General features: G+C 37.8%; 21 protein-coding genes. 10 read left to right on the top strand and 11 right to left on the bottom strand.

Going from position 1 to position 19,412, the window contains the following annotated elements; all coding sequences use genetic code 11:
* The first annotated feature begins 84 nt into the window (after nucleotides 1–84).
* From L3V46_RS19775 to L3V46_RS19760, 4 genes are all read left to right on the top strand, one after another.
* Nucleotides 85–900, top strand: a complete 816-nt coding sequence (locus L3V46_RS19775) for a DUF4375 domain-containing protein (RefSeq protein ID WP_239046567.1) — start codon at nucleotides 85–87, stop codon at nucleotides 898–900.
* A gap of 77 nt (nucleotides 901–977) precedes the next feature.
* Nucleotides 978–1,349 (top strand): hypothetical protein, encoded by a 372-nt coding sequence (locus L3V46_RS19770; RefSeq protein WP_166783044.1) that lies wholly within the window; start codon nucleotides 978–980, stop codon nucleotides 1,347–1,349.
* A 624-nt stretch (nucleotides 1,350–1,973) separates the two neighbouring features.
* Nucleotides 1,974–2,738: a nucleotidyltransferase domain-containing protein gene (locus L3V46_RS19765; RefSeq protein WP_239046566.1), complete on the top strand. Its 765-nt coding sequence runs from the start codon at nucleotides 1,974–1,976 to the stop codon at nucleotides 2,736–2,738.
* 31 nt (nucleotides 2,739–2,769) lie between these two features.
* A complete protein-coding gene (locus L3V46_RS19760) occupies nucleotides 2,770–3,651 on the top strand; it encodes a pirin family protein (RefSeq protein WP_239046565.1) in 882 nt (293 codons plus the stop codon).
* Nucleotides 3,652–3,685: 34 nt separating this feature from the next.
* Here L3V46_RS19760 and L3V46_RS19755 read toward each other — a convergent pair whose 3' ends face one another.
* Nucleotides 3,686–4,078, bottom strand: coding sequence for a hypothetical protein (locus tag L3V46_RS19755; protein ID WP_239046564.1), 393 nt, complete (start codon nucleotides 4,076–4,078; stop codon nucleotides 3,686–3,688).
* Between the two features lie 344 nt (nucleotides 4,079–4,422).
* Here L3V46_RS19755 and L3V46_RS19750 point away from each other — a divergent pair, with 344 nt between their 5' ends.
* A complete protein-coding gene (locus L3V46_RS19750) occupies nucleotides 4,423–5,664 on the top strand; it encodes an MFS transporter (RefSeq protein ID WP_004818687.1) in 1,242 nt (413 codons plus the stop codon).
* A gap of 63 nt (nucleotides 5,665–5,727) precedes the next feature.
* On the opposite strand, the gene L3V46_RS19745 is transcribed toward L3V46_RS19750, so the two are convergent.
* The 3 genes from L3V46_RS19745 to yccS form a co-directional block, all read right to left on the bottom strand.
* Nucleotides 5,728–6,015, bottom strand: coding sequence for a DUF3817 domain-containing protein (locus L3V46_RS19745; RefSeq protein ID WP_239046563.1), 288 nt, complete (start codon nucleotides 6,013–6,015; stop codon nucleotides 5,728–5,730).
* A gap of 162 nt (nucleotides 6,016–6,177) precedes the next feature.
* Nucleotides 6,178–6,732: a hypothetical protein gene (locus L3V46_RS19740; RefSeq protein ID WP_239046562.1), complete on the bottom strand. Its 555-nt coding sequence runs from the start codon at nucleotides 6,730–6,732 to the stop codon at nucleotides 6,178–6,180.
* Between the two features lie 30 nt (nucleotides 6,733–6,762).
* Entirely contained in the window at nucleotides 6,763–8,913 is a 2,151-nt protein-coding gene (gene yccS / locus L3V46_RS19735; RefSeq protein WP_239046561.1) for a YccS family putative transporter, read from the bottom strand.
* Nucleotides 8,914–9,097: 184 nt separating this feature from the next.
* Between yccS and L3V46_RS19730 the strand changes: the two genes are divergently transcribed.
* A complete protein-coding gene (locus L3V46_RS19730) occupies nucleotides 9,098–10,321 on the top strand; it encodes a DUF2252 family protein (RefSeq protein ID WP_239046560.1) in 1,224 nt (407 codons plus the stop codon).
* A gap of 314 nt (nucleotides 10,322–10,635) precedes the next feature.
* On the opposite strand, the gene sodC is transcribed toward L3V46_RS19730, so the two are convergent.
* From sodC to L3V46_RS19715, 3 genes are all read right to left on the bottom strand, one after another.
* On the bottom strand, nucleotides 10,636–11,190 hold the full coding sequence (gene sodC, locus L3V46_RS19725) for a superoxide dismutase family protein (protein ID WP_004718225.1): 555 nt from the start codon (nucleotides 11,188–11,190) through the stop codon (nucleotides 10,636–10,638).
* A 287-nt stretch (nucleotides 11,191–11,477) separates the two neighbouring features.
* On the bottom strand, nucleotides 11,478–12,596 hold the full coding sequence (locus L3V46_RS19720) for an AI-2E family transporter (protein WP_004818697.1): 1,119 nt from the start codon (nucleotides 12,594–12,596) through the stop codon (nucleotides 11,478–11,480).
* A 100-nt stretch (nucleotides 12,597–12,696) separates the two neighbouring features.
* On the bottom strand, nucleotides 12,697–13,341 hold the full coding sequence (locus L3V46_RS19715) for a ParA family protein (RefSeq protein WP_004718222.1): 645 nt from the start codon (nucleotides 13,339–13,341) through the stop codon (nucleotides 12,697–12,699).
* A 129-nt stretch (nucleotides 13,342–13,470) separates the two neighbouring features.
* On the opposite strand from L3V46_RS19715, the gene L3V46_RS19710 reads away from it, so the two are divergent.
* Entirely contained in the window at nucleotides 13,471–13,938 is a 468-nt protein-coding gene (locus tag L3V46_RS19710) for a Holliday junction resolvase-like protein (RefSeq protein ID WP_034615380.1), read from the top strand.
* Between the two features lie 217 nt (nucleotides 13,939–14,155).
* Here the strand turns inward: L3V46_RS19710 and L3V46_RS19705 are convergent, their stop codons facing one another.
* Complete coding sequence (locus L3V46_RS19705; RefSeq protein ID WP_004818700.1) at nucleotides 14,156–14,779, bottom strand: class I SAM-dependent methyltransferase; 624 nt, start codon at nucleotides 14,777–14,779, stop codon at nucleotides 14,156–14,158.
* A gap of 183 nt (nucleotides 14,780–14,962) precedes the next feature.
* Here L3V46_RS19705 and L3V46_RS19700 point away from each other — a divergent pair, with 183 nt between their 5' ends.
* Entirely contained in the window at nucleotides 14,963–15,553 is a 591-nt protein-coding gene (locus L3V46_RS19700; protein ID WP_239046559.1) for a hypothetical protein, read from the top strand.
* A 79-nt stretch (nucleotides 15,554–15,632) separates the two neighbouring features.
* A complete protein-coding gene (locus L3V46_RS19695) occupies nucleotides 15,633–16,040 on the top strand; it encodes a protease inhibitor I42 family protein (protein WP_239046558.1) in 408 nt (135 codons plus the stop codon).
* 95 nt (nucleotides 16,041–16,135) lie between these two features.
* On the opposite strand, the gene L3V46_RS19690 is transcribed toward L3V46_RS19695, so the two are convergent.
* A complete protein-coding gene (locus L3V46_RS19690) occupies nucleotides 16,136–16,693 on the bottom strand; it encodes a hypothetical protein (RefSeq protein WP_004818703.1) in 558 nt (185 codons plus the stop codon).
* Between the two features lie 29 nt (nucleotides 16,694–16,722).
* Nucleotides 16,723–17,499, bottom strand: a complete 777-nt coding sequence (locus L3V46_RS19685; protein WP_239046557.1) for a class I SAM-dependent methyltransferase — start codon at nucleotides 17,497–17,499, stop codon at nucleotides 16,723–16,725.
* 89 nt (nucleotides 17,500–17,588) lie between these two features.
* Between L3V46_RS19685 and L3V46_RS19680 the strand changes: the two genes are divergently transcribed.
* Entirely contained in the window at nucleotides 17,589–18,878 is a 1,290-nt protein-coding gene (locus tag L3V46_RS19680) for a hypothetical protein (protein ID WP_209828168.1), read from the top strand.
* Between the two features lie 77 nt (nucleotides 18,879–18,955).
* Here L3V46_RS19680 and L3V46_RS19675 read toward each other — a convergent pair whose 3' ends face one another.
* Entirely contained in the window at nucleotides 18,956–19,399 is a 444-nt protein-coding gene (locus L3V46_RS19675; protein ID WP_239046556.1) for a hypothetical protein, read from the bottom strand.
* Nucleotides 19,400–19,412 lie beyond the last annotated feature (13 nt).

Raw genomic sequence — 19,412 nt, 5'->3', positions numbered from 1 at the left:
AATAAAGTTACATGCTGGTCGCCATTTATTGCTGAAAATTTGTTATGTTGGTTGCGCTTAAATATTGATAAGAAACTGAAAACTATGCTCATTGATAACATTTTAATTTCTAAACAAAGTTTAGACAGTGATGATCACTATGATGTGATTATGTCCAATATTGATAGCTTAAATGGCTTATTTGAACATTATGTCGAATATGATGAAGTATCCGCAGAGGCTTTATACAGTTATTTTGTCGATTACTATCTTGCTCAAGTGAATAATGGTGGTTTTTCACAATTCGTTTATAACACGGGTTGGGATGCGTTCATGGTGAAACATGTTCGTGAAGGATTAAAAGCTATGAATGCGACTGCGCATTCGGCTCTCTTTGAGCAAAGTGCGGATTTAATCGATCAGTTTTCAGATGAGCAATTAGAACAGTTCTTAGAGGGTGAATACTTTGGTGAAAATGAGCAACGAGATATTCTCAATGCTTTTGATGACCAGTTTTATGCATTGAATGATAGTGAAGATTTGATTGAAATAAATAGTCGATGGTTAAAGCAACATCCAAAGCTACAGGTTGTCGATGAAGATCAGATTTTGGCGATTGTCGAGCAGGTTGCAGCCAAAATTCCAAATTTAGAACAACGTAAACAGCAAGCAGCGGAAAACAGCCCACGTTATTTTAAAATTATTCAAGCTTTATGCCTGCAAGCAGGTCAGGAGCTAGATCGTATTACCATTGGTGATCCATCACATGAGTATAATGGGCAAGAGATCGTTGCTTGGCATTTCCTAACCGATGCAGGGCATTTTTATATGCTGGATCTAGGTGATCAAGCCTTGATGTTTGATGAAAATGATCAAAAAATCATAGCGTTCGATGTTAGCCATATCGCAGATGAGTCATAAAGACACAGTTTTTAAATAGTGTACGTTTAAAAAGCATAGCATTATTAGGCTATGCTTTTAGTTTTAGGGTGATCAGAATGAATCGTTTGAGTTTAATTTCAGTATTTTGTTTAGTGGCTTTGTCTGGCTGTGCAACAACACAAAATTTAATGAATAAAGTAGGTGGTTCAGAGACACCATTAAGTCAGGTTTTAAATGAACGTCCTGATTTGCGTAAGGATCTCGCGACTGTTGAGTTGCGTCAGTATTTTAATAGTGTGGAATCCCCCACCGTTGCCGAGGTGAAGTTGACTGAAACAGGTTTGATGGATGATTCAGTGCGCTCAATTCGTAGTGTGTATAGCTTTAAAAATATTGATGGTCAGTGGAAACGTATAGATATGCAAAAGGAATATCAGTGTTACCGTGGTAAGAACACCAAGACATTCCAAAAGGCAAAATGTCCTTAATGATTTTTTGATTTATGCTTAAAAAATAGATAGAAATGCTGGATAAAAACGTATCAGACTTGGTACGTTTTTTTATTTGGGAAATCACAATAAATGAATATTTTAATTGTAGGTAATGGTTTTGATCTTTCGCATTTTTGACTGATATAAAAAGTTGAATATATAAAATATATAGTCAAACCACCTCATTATTCATACAAGTGATTTCCATCAAGTCATTAATCATAAATAAAGCTTATGTTTTTGTATGAACTTTTAGAAACTGTTGGTTATCAATTCATCTTTTTATCTCTGAAAAGTGAGGCATCGCCTACGCAAAGGTATTTAAACTTTGAATGTAAGGTGCGGCATTGCAAGCTTTTTATAATCAAACAATTTATTTTTTACATGTAATTGATTTAATTAAAAGTATTAATTAATAGAAATTCTATTCTTATGTCTGAGCTTTTGACAGGTTGGCTATAAAGCAAATTATAATGGTAAGTATCCGAATGAATTAAAGCGAATATTGATAAAGCTTTTGAATTAAAAACAAAGGGAAGAAAACCTTGGATTCAAAGAAAATTTAAAAAGCACTGAAATTGATGATATAAAACTTATAGATTTACCCAAAATGTGAACACAATGAACATCCGACAAGAAATTCAAAACTTATTCCAAAATCGAGATGAACATCCACTGTTTTATATCGAAAGCGGTAGTCGCTTATGGGGTATGGCAAGTCCAGACAGCGATTACGATGTGCGTGGTTTTCATCTACCCTCCAAAGCACAATATTACGATTATCGCCAACACCGTGATTTAATCGAGATCATGGATGGCGACTTTGACTTCGTTTCATTCGACTTAAATAAAATGTTTGGGCTTTTGGCAAAAAGTAATCCGACTGTCCTAGAGTGGGTGCGTGCACATATTGTCTATTTCAATCAATTTCCTGAATGGGAGAAATTTAGAGATGGCTTACTTGAACGAATAGACTATAAAGCTCTGTATTATCATTACTTGTCGCTGGCTAAAGGCGGTATGCATGTCATGCAAACTGCAGATAACTTTACCTATAAAAAAGTGTTTTATTCTATTCTTGGTCTGATGTCAGCAGAGTTGGCAACACAGCAAATTATGCCTGAACTCCTGATTACGCAGTTGTTTGATCAAATCGACGCTCATGATCACTTACGGCATTGGGCAGAAGATTATTTAGAAATCAAAAAGCAGCAGAAAGAAAAAGCGCAATTACCTGTCGCGGAACAAGCGCAAATCTTAAAACTGTTAGAAGATAAAATTGAGGCCTTAAATCTAAGGGCGATTGAACCGACCAATGATATTGAAAAATTAAAGCAATATCTCACCGAATATAGCTTTAATTTAAAACAACATTTTTATGGCTAATGCTTTTACTCAATCAGAGAATAGTGACACTATGAAAACCCTTGCCTTTATTCATCGTAATGATACCCGCTTTGCGATAGGGGATTTTTATCCTGTACTTTCTGTATTTTCACACTATGAATTAGGCAATACCGTCTCTCCCTTTCTGTTACTGGATCATTTAGGACCTGGTGTTTTAAAACCGACCAATTTACGCAAAGGGGTGAGTGAACATCCTCATCGTGGTTTTGAAACGGTTACCCTGATTTTTGCTGGTGAATTAGAACATCGTGATTCATCGGGCGGTGGCGGTATTGTTTCAGCGGGTGATGTGCAATGGATGACCGCAGCTTCAGGTGTGGAACACAAAGAGGTCTTTAGTGAGGCGTTTTCAAAAACGGGTGGTTATTTTGAAATGGTACAACTGTGGGTGAATTTACCTGCCAAAGATAAAATGAATCCACCACGTTACCAAAGTTTGCGAAAAGCCAATATTCCAGTGATTGAACTCCCGAATCGTGCTGGAACGGTACGGGTGATTGCTGGGGATTACCAAGGGCAACACGGACCAGCAAAAACGCATTCGCCACTTCAAGTTTTGGATATTGAAATCCAAGCAGGGCATAAGGTCAGATTGCCTGCAGGCGCAGGAGAAACCACACTGGTCTATTTACGAACGGGTAAGGCTCAGTTTCAAGCTGAAGATGAAATATTTGAAGAGCAAGGGCTTGCTGTGATGTCGAGTTTGGAACAAGACTTTGAAATAACGGCATTGCAACAGTGTAAATTGTTGCTGCTTACAGGCAAACCGCTTCAAGAGCCAATCAATGGGCATGGGCCATTCGTCATGAACAACTATACTGAAATTCTTGAAGCATATGACGATATTAAACGTGGCACATTTATCAAATCAACAGTGCGCGATGATGAATAAAGCAAACTGTGAGAATTACAATTCGCTTTGATAATTAATTTATCGATTGTGGTTTGTTCTTGAGTGCAATCAAGCCTTTGATCAGCAATGCAATCCCGATACCCACACATAGTCCCATTAAGAACTTGCCAAATATACCAAAGCCCAGTTCTTTATGGTTGGCTGAGCTAATTGCTTTCGCCGTATCTTCAGCCGAGGCGGTCGCATTGGCTTGACTATCCATCAATGCCACAAAGCCTGTATCTGTTTTACAGCTTCCTATGATAGTGCTTGAGTTTTCAGCATATTTATTTTGAACCAATTGTTCACATCGTGCCTGATCTTCAGCGCTAATTTTAGGTGCAGAACTGATAAAATAAAGTCCTCCACCCACCAACAATAAAATCACGCCAATAATGATCAGCGATATTGGGTTTTTATTTTTCATTTAAATTATTTATATCCGCTTATACAGCATTTAGAGTAGCTTAAGAATAATAAATGTTCAACTTTCACTGAAAATTTGTCTGTGTTAGACTAGTAAAACTTAACCCTGTGTGTACCTCTATGAGCTTTCTCATAGATTGGGTTAAGTTATAAATCTCACAAATATAGTTTCAGCAATTACTTTACCTATTGAATTAGACACCTTGTGAATACGGTGTTGAACTGCCTTTATTCAACGTAAATTCCACAATTTAATATTTATATTTCAGTGCTTGTCATTGGGCGAACGCTTATCTTTAAAAAGTAGTGTGAGCGATGCAAGCCAATAAAGATATGTAGAAAATAATGCAAAATTTAGTGCAAAAAGAACAAACTGCAAGTTTGAGTCGCGCTACGCTTATGTTTCCATTGGCGTTGGTGTTATTTGAATTTTCAGTTTATATCGGTAATGATTTGGTTCAGCCCGCGATGCTCGCAATCACCAAAGAATTTGGTGTGAGTAGTGCATGGGCACCATCATCTATGTCATTTTATCTCCTCGGCGGGGCATGCGTCGCAGGGATACTCGGACCTTTGTCTGACCGATTAGGACGTAAGAAAGTTTTATTGTCAGGTGTTGCATTCTTTGTCATCACCTGTTTATTAATTTTACTCACCCACAATATTGAAAGTTTTCTTGTTTTAAGATTCTTGCAAGGTTTTGGTTTATCTGTGATCGCAGCGGTGGGTTATGCCGCGATTCAAGAAACCTTTGAAGAGCGTGATGCCATTAAAGTCATGGCACTGATGGCAAATATTTCTTTGCTTGCCCCTTTGATTGGCCCTGTTGTCGGCGCATTCCTCATCGATCATGTGTCATGGCACTGGGGATTTATTGCGATTGCCTTTTTAGCTTTTCTGAGTTGGTTTGGTCTAAAAGCCAAGATGCCAGCACGTACAAGCAGTATTCCCAAAAAACCGTTGAGTTATATTTGGGATGATTATATGCAAGTCTTGAAAAATAAGACGTTCATGGGCATGACCCTCGGCTTGCCGATGGTGGCGATGCCTTTGATGCTATGGATCGCATTGTCTCCAGTGATGTTGGTTGAAGAACTGGGGCTCAGCAGTATGCAATATGGTCTGGCACAATTCCCTGTATTAGGTGGATTGATTCTAGGTAATATTGTGTTGATTAAAGTGATTGATCGTTTGCCACTGGGTAAAACGGTTTTAATTGGTTTACCTTTGATGCTTTTAGGTACCGCAATTGTGGTGGTCGGGATCATTTGGCGCGAATATTTTCTTCATTGCGTTATTTTAGGCATGACCTTAGTCAGCTTTGGTGAAGGAATTAGTTTTTCAGTGCTTTATCGTTTTGCCTTAATGTCATCTGAAGTTTCTAAAGGCACTGTCGCTGCTGCTGTTTCAGTATTGATGATGTTCACGTTCTTCTTTGTGATTGAACTGATTCGAATTCTGTATGAGCATTTCCATCTCTGGGCTTATGCGTTGTCATGTTTTGCGTTAATTGCTTTGTGGTTCACTATTCCACGTGGACTATTAAAAACAATTATGCAGCAACGTAAAGTAAATGGTGAGTTTTAAGCTCACTTGAGTTTCCCTCTCCTTGTAAAAGGGGAGGGAGCTTTGCTTCTTAAATAAAACAGGTTAAGGCTGTTGCAATGCTTTTAATTTATGATCAAAAACAAAAGGCCCAAAAGGTAAAATTGAAGCAATTAAACCTAAAATAAACATGTGAATTGACCACTTCTGTTTTCCACAGACAATCAATAACACTGTAAGAAAAGCAAGAAATAACACGCCATGTCCCATGCCAATATATTTCACATAAATAGGCATATCCCAAATATATTTCAAAGGCATCGCAATAAAGAGAAGAAGGAGAAAGGAAATGCCTTCAAGAAAACCAACAATACGTAAAGATTTGATATTCATGGTCACTTAGTCAAATGAGAATGAAGCTTGAGTCTAACCGAATTATCTAAACGATTTGAAAAAAATAGTAAATAAAATCGATTCATTTAAATAGATTGAAGATCGTTCTGGAGAATAAGCTTTTAGTCTCCAGACCAGATATAGCCCAATATTTAAGATCGATTATTGTAATGCTTTGATTGCTGCATCCTGCTGTTGCTGTTCAAATGCAGTGATATAAACACACCCGATATAGGTTTTATGTTCACCTTGATCTACAACGGGATTCGATTCAGCCAAAGTCAGTTTACGCAAAGATTTTTCGATTTCTTTGGTCTCAAGATCTGTTTTTACAACTTTCTCTCCTGAAAAATACGGCATATCTTTAAAGAAAGGGTTTTGCGTGATTTGAAACTTCTTAGCGAGGTCTTTGGTATTTGCATGTTTTAAAACAGCCAACATTCCACCAGAAACCAAACTGATTTGATCTGTAGTTTGACCGAATACCGTAATCGGGACTTTACTGACATAGCTATATTCTTCACCTTGTTTGATCCAGCCATTCTTTTTCAGATCATCCTCAAATTCAAAACCTAAATCATAATAATTTTTCAGTGTCTTTTTACACTCTAAAAATTGCTGTAAGTCTTGATTAAATTGAGAGTCTGCAAAAGCACTGGGCGCAGCACTGATGGTCAATGCAGAGAATAAAAACGTTAGGCAATGTCTAAGTTTCATGTGAAGCCTCTAAATGTCTGGTTATTCTTGCTATTTAATTTCTAATCGAAGTAAGGTTGTTTTTAGTTTTAACAACTCAGGTAAGGTTTCCAATAATAAACTGATTTGTTTAAGTACCAAAAGTAAATTATCTGACAAATTTTCTTGATCACTGATGTGCTGAATTTCAGTGAGCTTTGTTTCAATTAAGGCTTCATTTACAGCGGTTTGGTTAAGCAAAACATCAGTTAAGGTATGTTTGCACCATAACATCAAATCTAAAATCTGCTGATCATGTACATGTTCACGATGGCTACCTAAAGCTGAAACATAACTGAGCTGGCTATGGCTATAGACCAAGTATCGAAAGGCATTGTGAATTAAATCGGGATTTGGATTGGGTTCAGCACTTAAACTGGAAATCATCGTGGATAATTCAATCTGTGCATTATGTGCTGCTCGGCGTGCTTTACGATAATCAATACTGTTGGTGCGGCCTTGTTGATATTGTTCAACAACCGCATCGAAATAGTCTAAGGTTGCTTTACTGCTTTTCCGGATATTGTTTGAAATATCACGGAAGTTCCAGTCTGGCCAAATAAAACTGACCGCAAACCATGCGATTAAACATCCCAAGAGGGTGTCGATAATACGCGGTAAAATAATGGCATAGCCTGCGCCTTTTAAATTAAAGATTAACAAGACCATAAGCGTTGCCATTAAAGTCGCCATGGCATATTTTTTTGAGCGTAGGTAGAAAAAGTACACCCCAAAAATAATGGTAAGGAGTAATTGCCCTTCAATACTGGGGACAAAGTATAAAATGGGAATACCCAAAAGTACCCCTAATACAGTCCCTAGCGTGCGCAGTTTTAAACGACTTTTGGTGGCAAAATAACTAATTTGGCACACAAATAAACTGGTGAGTAAAATCCAATAGCCGTTTTTGGCAAAGGGTAGTAGCGAAATGGCATAGCCCACAGCAAACACAAACGCGATACGCACGGCATGGCGAAATAATGCAGAATTTGGGGTTAAATGTTGTTTAATCTTGAGCCAAAGGTCTGGTAGATCATGGATATCATCATCCAATAAATTGAGATTATCTCGATGTTGGCTATAACTTTGTTGATAATTACGTTGTTCAATACTCAGGTTAACAAATTGATCTTGCACATTTTTCAGATTGTTTAATACCAACAGTAAATTTTTTACTTCTAAATTATGTGGATTGTGTTGAATCCATTCCTGCATTGAGTTTTCTAAATGGGCTAAAGCAATATTGTTGTCTGTATGCGTTTGAAAGATTTGGCGCTTTAAAATTGCCTCGGCAAGTTGCTGGCAATTACGCGCCTGCAAACGTACATTTTTCTGAATACGATAAATTAAATCTGTGCGGCTAAAGTTCTGGTGAATCTTTTCATAGTGCAAATAATTAGACGTAACTTGTTCATGAATATCTTGGGCCAGAAAATATAAATTAAGCCAGTAAATGGTATTTTTATTGGCACGAGAGGCTTTTAATCGGGTCAGTAATGAGGCTTTGGTTTGGTTTAAGTTTTGTACCAACTGACTGTTTTGCAAAGAAAGATCATATAAAAGTTGCTCAACATTGTCGACATTATCAGGATCAAACAGTTTTGCTTTTGACATCAACAGCTCAGAAAGAAGATTAAAGCTATTGGATAAGTTGTCTTGTACAGCCTGTGTCGGTTTCAGTAGATAGAAAATGATAGAGGTCACGCCATACCATAATGTGCCCATGACAAAATAACTGGGCTGTTGATACCACTCAGTATATTCACCCAAGCCAAACATGGTATAGATTGACAAGAGCACGGTACCAAATGAAATGGTGGCGTAGCGTTGCCCCAATGCCCCCATTAAGATAAAAGCTGCGCTGGACAGAGATAAGTAAATTAAAAATAAAAGTTTATAGGGATGTAAAAAATCTAAAATACTACTGACAGTAAAAAACAGCACACAAACCAAGCCAAGATTTCTTAAACGAATACTCAGTCGGTCATCAAAATCTGTGAGTGCTGTTGCAATTGCACCAAGCGTAATTGGAACAATGAGCTGTTCATAACCTAGAAAATACAGTCCAAGCGTTGTTCCAGTTAAAACAATCAAAATCTGTAGGCAATAAATCAAAGTTGAATTTGATTTTATATTTTGAAAGATTTGCTGATAGCTATTCACAGTGTCAATTCAGTGGCTTGGGCGTTTCAATATTTTACTCGTTTCTGAAAAGGCGACACGATTTATTGCATATAGAAATGTAAAAAATAAACGGTAATATTCAACATTTTGTATACAGTTTAACCCTTACTTAAATGCTTAAAAAAACTCAGAATAAGCGATCAAATACTTAAAAATAGTAAAAATGTCAAACCAGCAAAACACTGAAATAAAACAACCTCGTTATCGCAATGCTGAATTAACAGAACGCCGTAATTTAAAAATGGCGGGTTCGATCCATGCCTATGTACGTGGCAATACGGCCAAATATTATGATTGGTTGAAGCAAGCTGAAATAAGTTCGATCCCACAGGGGCCAGCGATTTGGATTTGTGGAGATTGTCATACTGGGAATTTGGGCCCTGTTGCCAATGCTGAGGGTAAAATTGATATTGAAATTCGCGACCTAGATCAAACTGTGATTGGTAATCCTGCCAATGATGTTATCCGTTTAGGGTTATCCTTAGCCACAGCTGTGCGTAGTTCAGATTTACCTGGTGTGGTCACCGCGCAGATGATTGAAGCGTTGTATGCAGGTTATGTACATGCCTTAGCACACAACGGTCGAGGGATTGATAAATTACAGCGACCAGTACTTGTGCATAGTGCGATGCAAAAAGCACTGAAGCGAACCTGGAAAAATTTAGCAAGAGAGCGTTTAGAAGGTTTAACGCCTGAAATAACCTTGGGGAAGAAATTTTGGCCCTTATTAAAAAAAGAACATCTCGAAATTCATCGTGTTTTTAATCAGCCCGATATTCAAGACTTGGTCACAATGATTGGTCAGCGTGATCAATCCGCTCAATTGAAAGTCATCGATTCAGCATATTGGGTTAAAGGGTGCAGTTCTTTAGGCTTATTGCGCTATATCGTACTGATGGATTCATCGAATCATATTGTCAGAGATGGCAAAGGCCTGTGTTTAATGGATCTGAAAGAAGCCACAACAGCACTTGCACCACGTTATTCAAATACACCGATGCCAAAAGACAATGCGGCAAGAATTGTTGAAGGCGCAAGACATTTATCGCCATTTTTAGGGGAGCGGATGCGAGCAAGTAAGTTTTTAGATACTTCGGTTTTTATTCGAGAGTTATTGCCACAAGATTTAAAACTCGAAATAGAAGGGGTCAATGAAGTTGAAGCCAAAGACTTAGCTTTCTATTTGGCTTTTGTGGTTGGTCGTGCACATGCTCGACAGATGGATGATGTAGTACGCAATGCTTGGGTAAAAGAGCTAAAACGTAATCAATCTAAAACTATTGATGCACCATTTTGGCTATGGCGTAGTATTGTCGAATTGATGAGTGTACATGAGGCAGGTTATTTGGAACATTGCCGCCGTTATGCGCTTTCGCATCTAAAATAAACACGATGTGGATAAGCGCATACTTATCCACAATTAGGGTCTGTTGACATTTCATAAATGGCTTGCGTTGTAAGCTAAAATTGAGCAGGCAAGGCATGAAACGAAGAGAATAGCGAGACTATTTTCGAGTTTCATAACACAGGCTGAGATAATTTTAGCTACAACCCTTCGGGACTAGAGTGTTTTTTGCTGCTACGTCGTTACGAACTATTCATTTAGAATGACTAAATTTCATATTTCGTGCCTTGTATCATCTAAAAAACACACGTAGTCGCAAACATAGACGAATTGTCAACAGACCCGAATAATTTAAATTATTGAATCACACCACAGGCAATTCGATCACCGCCGCCACCCAGTGGTTTTGGATGGTCTGAATAATTATCGCCACCCGCATGAATCATAATAGCTAAGCCTTGAATATCGGCCAGTTTTAGACGTGGTGCAATTAATGTTGTTTTGGCATTACCATTTGAATCTACATTAAGTACAGGTAAATCGCCCATATGCCCATCATTCGGAGTGCCATGACCAGTTTTTTGTGGATTGAAATGACCACCCGCAGCTAAAGCCGCGCCCATTTTTCCGTCTTTTTCAGCGGGGGCACATGAGCCTTTTTCATGAATATGGAAACCATGATAACCAGAAGGTAATTGGCTAAGTTGGGTGTTGATGGTTAAACCATTTGGAGAATCTTGCAAGCTCACTGTACCAATTTTTGCACCAATGCCTTGTGCAGAGACCGCATGCATATCCACTGTTTGTAGTGGTGTTTTAAGCTTAGGTTTGACCGTTGTTGTACTACATGCCGCTGTAAAAAGTGCGATACATGTACAAAGTATAGAAGTTTTAAAGAAAGTAGATGTCATCGAACGCATCCAAAGTATTTGATTATGATTAGTCACTATTCAAACAAAGCACGGCCTGATAAACAATGTGAATTAAATGTCTGATTGTATGAATTTATTTAACAGTAAATTTGATTGGCATTGATTATGCTGACTAAAAATAAATAAACAAAATAATCAGCAAAATAATTACGCAGAATATCTGCGATATAAGATCGCTATACAAGGTATATTCGCCAATTAAAGCTTATTGGCGAATATACGATTTACCCATATTGAAATTTTAATTGTCACTTGCCTGGATTGGGCTAAGGTTTTGTGGGCTGATCATCATCAATGTCATAGGCCATCGTGGCATCTGGCATTAGGATTTCTGGCTCAGTGGTTTCATGTAACCACTCACGCCAAATGGCCAAAAGAATTGCAAGAATGACAGGACCAATAAACAGTCCAACCAGCCCAAAACTTGCCAATCCACCAAGTACACCAAACATGATCAACAAGAACGGAATCTTGGTTGCACCTGAAATAACCAAAGGTCGAATCACATTATCAGCAGTACTGACAATACAAACACCCCAAGCCATTACACCGATTGCTTCCATGGTTTGACCTTGTGAAAACAGCCATAATGAAACTGCACCATAAGCAACAGGAGGGCCAAATGGAATCAGTGCCATCAAGAAAGTCACAATGGTGAGTACCATTGGATTTGGAACACCCGCAACAAAATAACTTACACCAGCAAGAAATGCTTGAGCAACCGCAGTTAAACCAACACCATAAACCACAGCACGGGTTGTTTCAGAAATGGTGTCAAGATAATGGTGAATACGTGGGCCAATTAACATTTGTAAGGCTTTACTGACTTGTTCCAAAATGGTTTGACCATCTCGATAGAAGAAGAATAAAGACATGATTGCAAAACCTAGCTTAACCAGATTTTTGGTAATTTCGTTCAAGACGAATTTACCATAGTTCATATGGCCTTGAATCCACAGACCAATGGTTTGCGAAAGGCTGGTAGGATCAGCATTAATTTCACGTACAGTACGGCTGACTTCTTTGCCAATGATGGGAAGTTCACGGATAAAGTCTGGAACAGTCAAATGACCTGAAGATAATTGGCGTTGTAGGTCGAAATAAAGATTTCGTCCTTCATGTTGTAAAATAAAAATGGCAAAAGTCAGTGGAATTCCAACCACCAAAACCACCAGCGTAATCATCAGTGATGCACTGAGGGTTGGTCGATTCGAACCAAACATTCTTAATATGCGTTTGTACATTGGCCAAGTCATATAGGCAATAATACATGCCCATAACACAGGTACAATGAAGTATTTGAGAATATCGTAACCTAAAAAAATAAGGATAAACAATAATCCAAACAATAAGATACGTTGTAAGTTCGAAGTGAAATCTTGCACGAATTACTCTAAAAATTGTGAGTGATTGACTCAATATTAACTGAAAAATAAAGTGTGGCAAATTTTAACCGTACTTTATCTGATCTTTCTTGAATTGGTTTTAGAACCAATCGCTTGGATCGTCTATTAAAGCATCAAGTAAGGGTTGCCATTGTTCTTGAATGGTTAAAAAGTTCTTTTGGGTTTTATCAAAAACGTTTAAACCTTGCATCGCCAATTGGCTATAGGCAGTACGTTCGGATATCCATGCAACAGGTTTTTGTTCGATTTTATCAAAGAATTGCTGAATATCTTTCGAGCTTGAGCTGTTGGCTTTCATTCGATTGGCAACCAGATATACAGAAACTTTGCCTTTACGGATTTTTTTAATGTCTTGGATGTGTTTAAGGAAACGTCGGGTACTGTCGATATCAAAAAATGAGGGTTGTAGCGGAGTGACTACAGCATGGCATTCACTAATCAATTGCTCAGCATGTTCACCAGTTAAAGCACCTGGTGCATCAATCACTAAATAATCTAAGTTTTTAGGTGCATCTCCAATTGATTTTTCATGACGCCAATCCAGACTTTGAATTGTTGCTGCAGTGTCAGGACGTTGCTTTAACCATTGCAGTGCAGATTTTTGTCCATCTGCATCAGCCAAGGCCACTTTATAGCCTTTTTGTGCAAGCGCCGTCGCTAATGTTATTGCTGTAATCGTTTTCCCACAACCGCCTTTTAAATTTGCAACAAGTATTGTTTTCATGATTGATCAATTAAGTCTGTAAGCTAACCTTCACCTTACTTTAGCATTAATTTTTAGCATATAGGTTATACATGACAAAACTTTAGTAGTTGTTTACATTGTGCAAGATATCGAGTTAGAGGAAAAAGCATGTCCATCTGGATGGCGATGTTAATTGGTGCATGTATTGGCATCGTTTTAACCACAATCGTGTTATCAAGTACGCGTAATGGCAAAATCAAAGCAGAGTATGAGCAATATATTGCTGAGTTGGAATTGGAGCATCAGCAGACTTTAGCAAGCGCGCAAAAGCGTAGTGTAAATACCAGTCGTGCTGTGTTGAAAGGCAAGATGGCGGAACAACTGGCACCAATCATGCCTGAGTTTCGTTATTTACCCAGTGATGCCAAGTTCTTAGGGGATCCTATTGATTATGTCGTGTTTGATGGTTATACCGATTTTCGAGATGGTGAAGGTTTGGCTGAAGATATTGAAGTGGTGCTGATTGATATTAAGAGTGGTGGGGCACGTTTGACCAAAGGGCAACAAGCGATTGCTCAAGCAATTCAAGACGGGCGAGTCCGCTTTGAAACGATTCGGATTGATTTTGAAGATTAGAAGGTTGAAGTGTTATTGCATCGAGTGTGTAGATTTTTAGCCTAAATCAAAAACCAAGGTCCTTTTCGACTTTGCTTTAGATCAAGTGAAAAGGACACTGTTTTTAAATTGTGAGTGAAAGTCGAAACGATCTTGTTTTTAACGGGGATTGAGTGAGGTTAAAATTTCTCTATCAAATTTTCTATTAAATTTATCTATTCTCTTCAATGGCGAAAGCTTAGAGCTTGTGTGCTCTGGCCATAAACATACGTCGTCCAATTTTTGGCAGATCCTCAGCATCAAAATAATATTTTTCAGAAAACTTAAAATTGGCGTTTAAAAGTTCAAGTTCGATATTACGGTTTAAGTGACACCCGTCAGCAATGACTTTTTGTATAGGTGTTAAAAGATCTTGCAGTTTTTTTAAAGTGTTATTGTCATGATATTGAACGTGTTCAATTAGATGCAGTGTTCCTTGAGGCTTTAAAACACGATGAATTTCTTGAATGGCTTTGTCTAAATTGGCAATGCTACACATGGTCCATGTACTGACAATATTTTCGACTGAATGATCTGCAAAAGGCAGCTTTTCTGCGCTGGCTTGAATGTGTTGTACATGAAAGGGCGCATCAAATACCCGTTTTTGAGCAAGTTGATAGACATCTCGGTTTGGCTCAAGCGCATACACTTGATCAACCTCTTGGTAAAATGGCAGGTTTAAACCCGTACCAAAACCGATTTCTAAGACTTCACCTCGAACTTTTCCAAGTAATTCTGCACGTCCATCCATCATGCTGGGTGTTTGCATCACTTGATTGAGCAAATGCGGGAAAATACGTTGTTGGTAAAATTTATAAATCATCATTGTATGCAATTATAGGAATATAAGCTAAATTCTAACCAAAGCCTGCTTTGAATATAAGACAAAAATAGGACGAAATCTCTGTATTTTGTTACCGAAACTCGATTTTTATTTTAAGTTTTTATATTAATACTAGGATTATAGATTTTGTACAGTTTTTAAGTGTGGTTTGAGGAGCATGATATGAGTAAAAAGTTAATCTGTGCAGCGTTGATGGCACTGAGTGCTTTTCAGGTCTATGCCTTTCAATCTACTGATTCTTCTAAAGTTTCAAAAGCCAACCCAGCATTTAATATTGCCAATGGTTTAGCACCAATCGACCAACATCAGAAAATTTCCGTTTTGGAACCCTTTCATGGTGAATTTCGGATCCTCGGTTCAAAAGAATATAAGGATGATGAGCAAGCAAAATTTTCCCCAATTGATTATGCAGTAACTCGTGGTTTATTTACTGAGCCTGAAATTGCCCGTCAGATTTCGATCAATCAATATGATCGTTTCTTAAATTGGAAAATGGCTCGACCACCAATTCCTGCTCAATTGGCAACTCAATTGGTCAGTAATATGCATATTATTCCCGCTAACCCTGAAATTGCTCAAAAAATCAAACAGGTAAAGCGTGGTGATTTAGTTCGTTTAACTGGTGATTTGGTTCAAGTGAATGATAAAGATTTGGTGTGGAAATCTGCTTTGGATTGGAATGGTGTCGGTGATGGGGCGTGTAAACTGATTCGGGTAAATTCTATTCAGTGGTTGGAAAAGCAAAATATCTAAATTCAAATTGAGCCACATCAGAGAAGATGATAAGGTTTGCTATAATTTTAGCCAGTTTGAATCATAAAGAGTGTGATAAATGAAAGGTTTAGTGGGTTTTACTTTGTTGGTTTGCAGTTTGGGCTTCGTCGCTTGTCAAAGTTCAAGTCCTACAGTGGAAGGTAAAACACATGAGTATACATTGAAACAAAAGTGCCCAACTTTGATGGATATGAAAGTGGGTGAAGTGCTTGTATTCAATGCACCTGAAAACCCAAGCACAGGTTACCAATGGCAGTTATTACAACCACTTAAAATATTTAAAACAGAAGAAACCTATTTGCAAAATGATAATGAAGAGGGAGCAGTGGGTGTCGGTGGCACCAAGACTTTCCGTTTTAAAGCTGAAAAACCAGGACAAGATTATATTGAATTGGTGCACGTTCGTTCATGGGAATCTTCAAAACAACCTGATCAACAATGGCGTTGTCGTATTCGGGTTGCTTAGGATTTCACTTTAATTGTACTGGTTCAAACATGATCAGCGATTCTTCTCTTGTGCCATTTGATCTGGCACAAGAGAAGATTAAAGCATTAGTTTTTTTATTTTTTATCGGTTAATTGTTTCCAATGATCAAGTTGCTCATCAGCGCTTAACATTTCTCCCATACCTTTGACTGCATCACTTGGATTTTTCAGTTCACCATCTGCAGATTGCTTTTTCTCATCATAGACTTTGGCTTGATTTTCCCAATATTGATAGCGTAACCCTTGAATATAGCGTCCTTGTTCGGTTTTTAGATCCAGTTGTTTAAGCATATTCAGCGCAGATTCAATGCCATCACGTTTGAGCTGACGATCTATTTCTTCGGTAAGAGTGCCATCTGTTGCACGTTTTTTTAGGTCAGCTTCTAAAGCATTATTATTTTCGGTAAATTTCTGATCATACTCTTCAAGTAATGCGATATCGTGAGCATCGTCGGGTGTACTTGGAAAGCTTTTAATCGGTTTGGTTTTCAATTGATCCATGATCTCTTGAGAGGCATCTTTAGGTTCAGATGAATTGTTTTGCTGTGGGCTATCTTTAGGAGAACATGCTGCCATGAAAACGACGGATGTAAGTAAACCTGAAAGGAGTAAAGGGCGAAGTATTAAATTCATGATAAACATTCCTCATTAAAGCGTTTCGATTAGCGCAGTTTCCTAAAGTTATAAACATAGGTGACATAAGGGAAGTCTATTTCATCTTGCGCATGTTTACCCGTATATTCCAAGACAATATGTTCGAATTTGTGTTTCAGCGCGAGTTGCTGTTGTTCTGGCATCGCTGCAATAAAACTGGTGGATAATAAGCGCTTGCTGACCACATTTTCCACGGTTCCAGTTTGTACTTGTGAAAAGACTTTGGCTGTTTCAAGTTGGAATAAAAATTGATTTTCAAACGCCAATTTCCATTGCCCACTATGGTAACGTGGTGTGTCTCCTTCGATCGTTGCGAGCAGATCTGCCAATGCTTTAACCCAATCTATCGTCTCATCGCGCTGGTTCCAGACCAAACCAAGATGACCCTCATGTTTTAAAATGTGGTGAATTTCATTCAAGGTTTCAATATTGGCAAACCAGTGAAATGACTGCGCGCACAAAACAGCATCAATACTTTCAGATTCTAACGGAATTTGATCACTCTTTGCTTGAAGCGTTTGTACATCAGGATGTACTATTTTCAATTGTTCCAACATTTCTGTGACGGGCTCGACAGCAATAATATTGGGCGTTGCTTGTTTGAGGTAAGGGAGAAATTTTCCAGTACCTGCACCTAAGTCAACAACGCTTGAATCTGGGCCTAGGGCTAAATCTTCTTTTAACCATTTGACCACGTCTTGTGGATAATTGGGTCTGACTTGCTGATAAAGTTCAGCAGCAGTACTGAAGCCTTTTTGAGCAGCAGGATGTAGGGAATGTGTCATATTTTGCGCTTTTTTATCTGACTAGACTCTATAAAATATGACACTTGAAGCAATCAATAGGCAAGTGCCTATTTATTTAATTTCAGCCAATGATAGAGCTAGTGCTCGGTGTGCGAATGGATAAGCAAATAATTTTTGAAGATGATCATATTAGAGCAATCTATTTACAAGGCGATTCTGACACTTTAGTCCTGTCATTTGGTGACTTGATTTCTAGAGCTAAAGGACTTTCCATCAATGCTGAAAAGTCTTTGATGAAATATAACTATGCCGTGGTCGGGATTATGCCAAAACAGAAGTCTTGGTTTCCTGCGTCAAGTATGGCTGCATTGTTAGAGTATCTAGATCCCATTTTAAAACAATTTAAAAATATCGTGGGTTATGGCGGTTCAATGGGTGGCTATGCGGCAATCAAATATGCCAAAGCTTTAAAAATGAATCGAGTGGTCGCCATGGTTCCACAATATTCAATCGATCCTTTAGAAGTTGAGGACAAGCGTTATACAGATTTCTATGATGCTGAATTAAATGCGGATATGCGTATTCAGGCACAAGATATCGTTGCAGACTGTGAATACATCATTGTTTATGACCCTTATTTTGAAAATGATAAAGAACATTATTTAAAAATTAAGCCATTGATCCCTCAGTTGCATACGTTACATTTACCGTATACTGGTCATGATGCGATTGCAGTTTTAGCCAACTCTGCGTTACTACATGATTTTATTGAACGTGAATACGATCAAACTTATTTTTATAAGCAGATTCGTGAAGTAAAGAAAAACAGCAAATTTTATTATCGAAGTGTGATTGCTCACTTATTGGGGACACATAACGAGGCTTTGGGTAAAATTCTAAAAGGTACAGATATCCAACTGGATAGTACTTTCTTTGATGCCAGTTTAAAGCAGACCATTACGCGTATTTTATTAACCAATAAACGAGTAGATGAGCAAGATTTGCAGAAACTGGGTATTCAAGTCAATTTTGCTTTTGAAGATAAAACGCAGCTACAAGACAGTTTTGGCAATATTTTAGTATTTAACGTGATCACGCAAAAGCTAGAAAGCTATGATCAACAAGTGATTGATGTGAATGGAAAATACATTATTCCATTGCATGTTGAAAACAATGGTTTGGCACAAGTCGAGATCAAAAAGCAGACCTATTTGATTTGTATGAATGATCGCCGTGTGACCAAATTATTTAAGCAAGATGAAGCGTTATCTTTGGATATGAATCCAATTGTAATTAAAAAAACCACTGACTTTTATGTATTGACCTATAAAAACTTTTATATGAGTTGCGATATTCAAGGTTTGGTGAGTTTTGATGATGAAAGCTTAAATGAGTTTTGCCACTTTAAGGTTGCTTAAAGTCAGCGGTTGAGCTGAAACACCATTTGGTGTCTAACGATTTCACATTTGAGCCATTTAAATAGACAGATACGGCTTTAGTTACATTGCTTTAAATAGGCGATTGGAAATAAAGCGGTATATTTTTTAAATTCATTTTGAACGTCTAAATCACTGACTTTATAGACTTCGCTGGAATGTTGATAAACATCAGTCACTGCTGCCAGAGAACCTTCTTCACCGTCTTTATAATGATAACGGAAGGTTTTTTGCGTGGCATGGAGCAGTTTTTGCTTCATGGGGGGGTGATGAAGGAAGGTATAATTAAACACACGATTTTCCATTTCCAAATAATATCGAGCTTGAATACGGCAACCCTGATTTAATTTAATCAGTTTAAATTCATTTCCCTCAGAACTTCTAAACTCAGCTTCGTCTAAGTTATTTATTGATTGTAAAACATATACTTTTGCATAGACTGGCGAATATAAGCTAAAACCAAGCAGAGCGAGCATAAGTGACGGATAAGCTGTCCAATTCATTGTAAGGTCTTTT

This window comes from Acinetobacter sp. AG3 (assembly GCF_022343575.1).
GTDB classification, from domain to species: domain Bacteria; phylum Pseudomonadota; class Gammaproteobacteria; order Pseudomonadales; family Moraxellaceae; genus Acinetobacter; species Acinetobacter guillouiae.
This window is presented reverse-complemented; position numbering and strand designations above follow the sequence as displayed.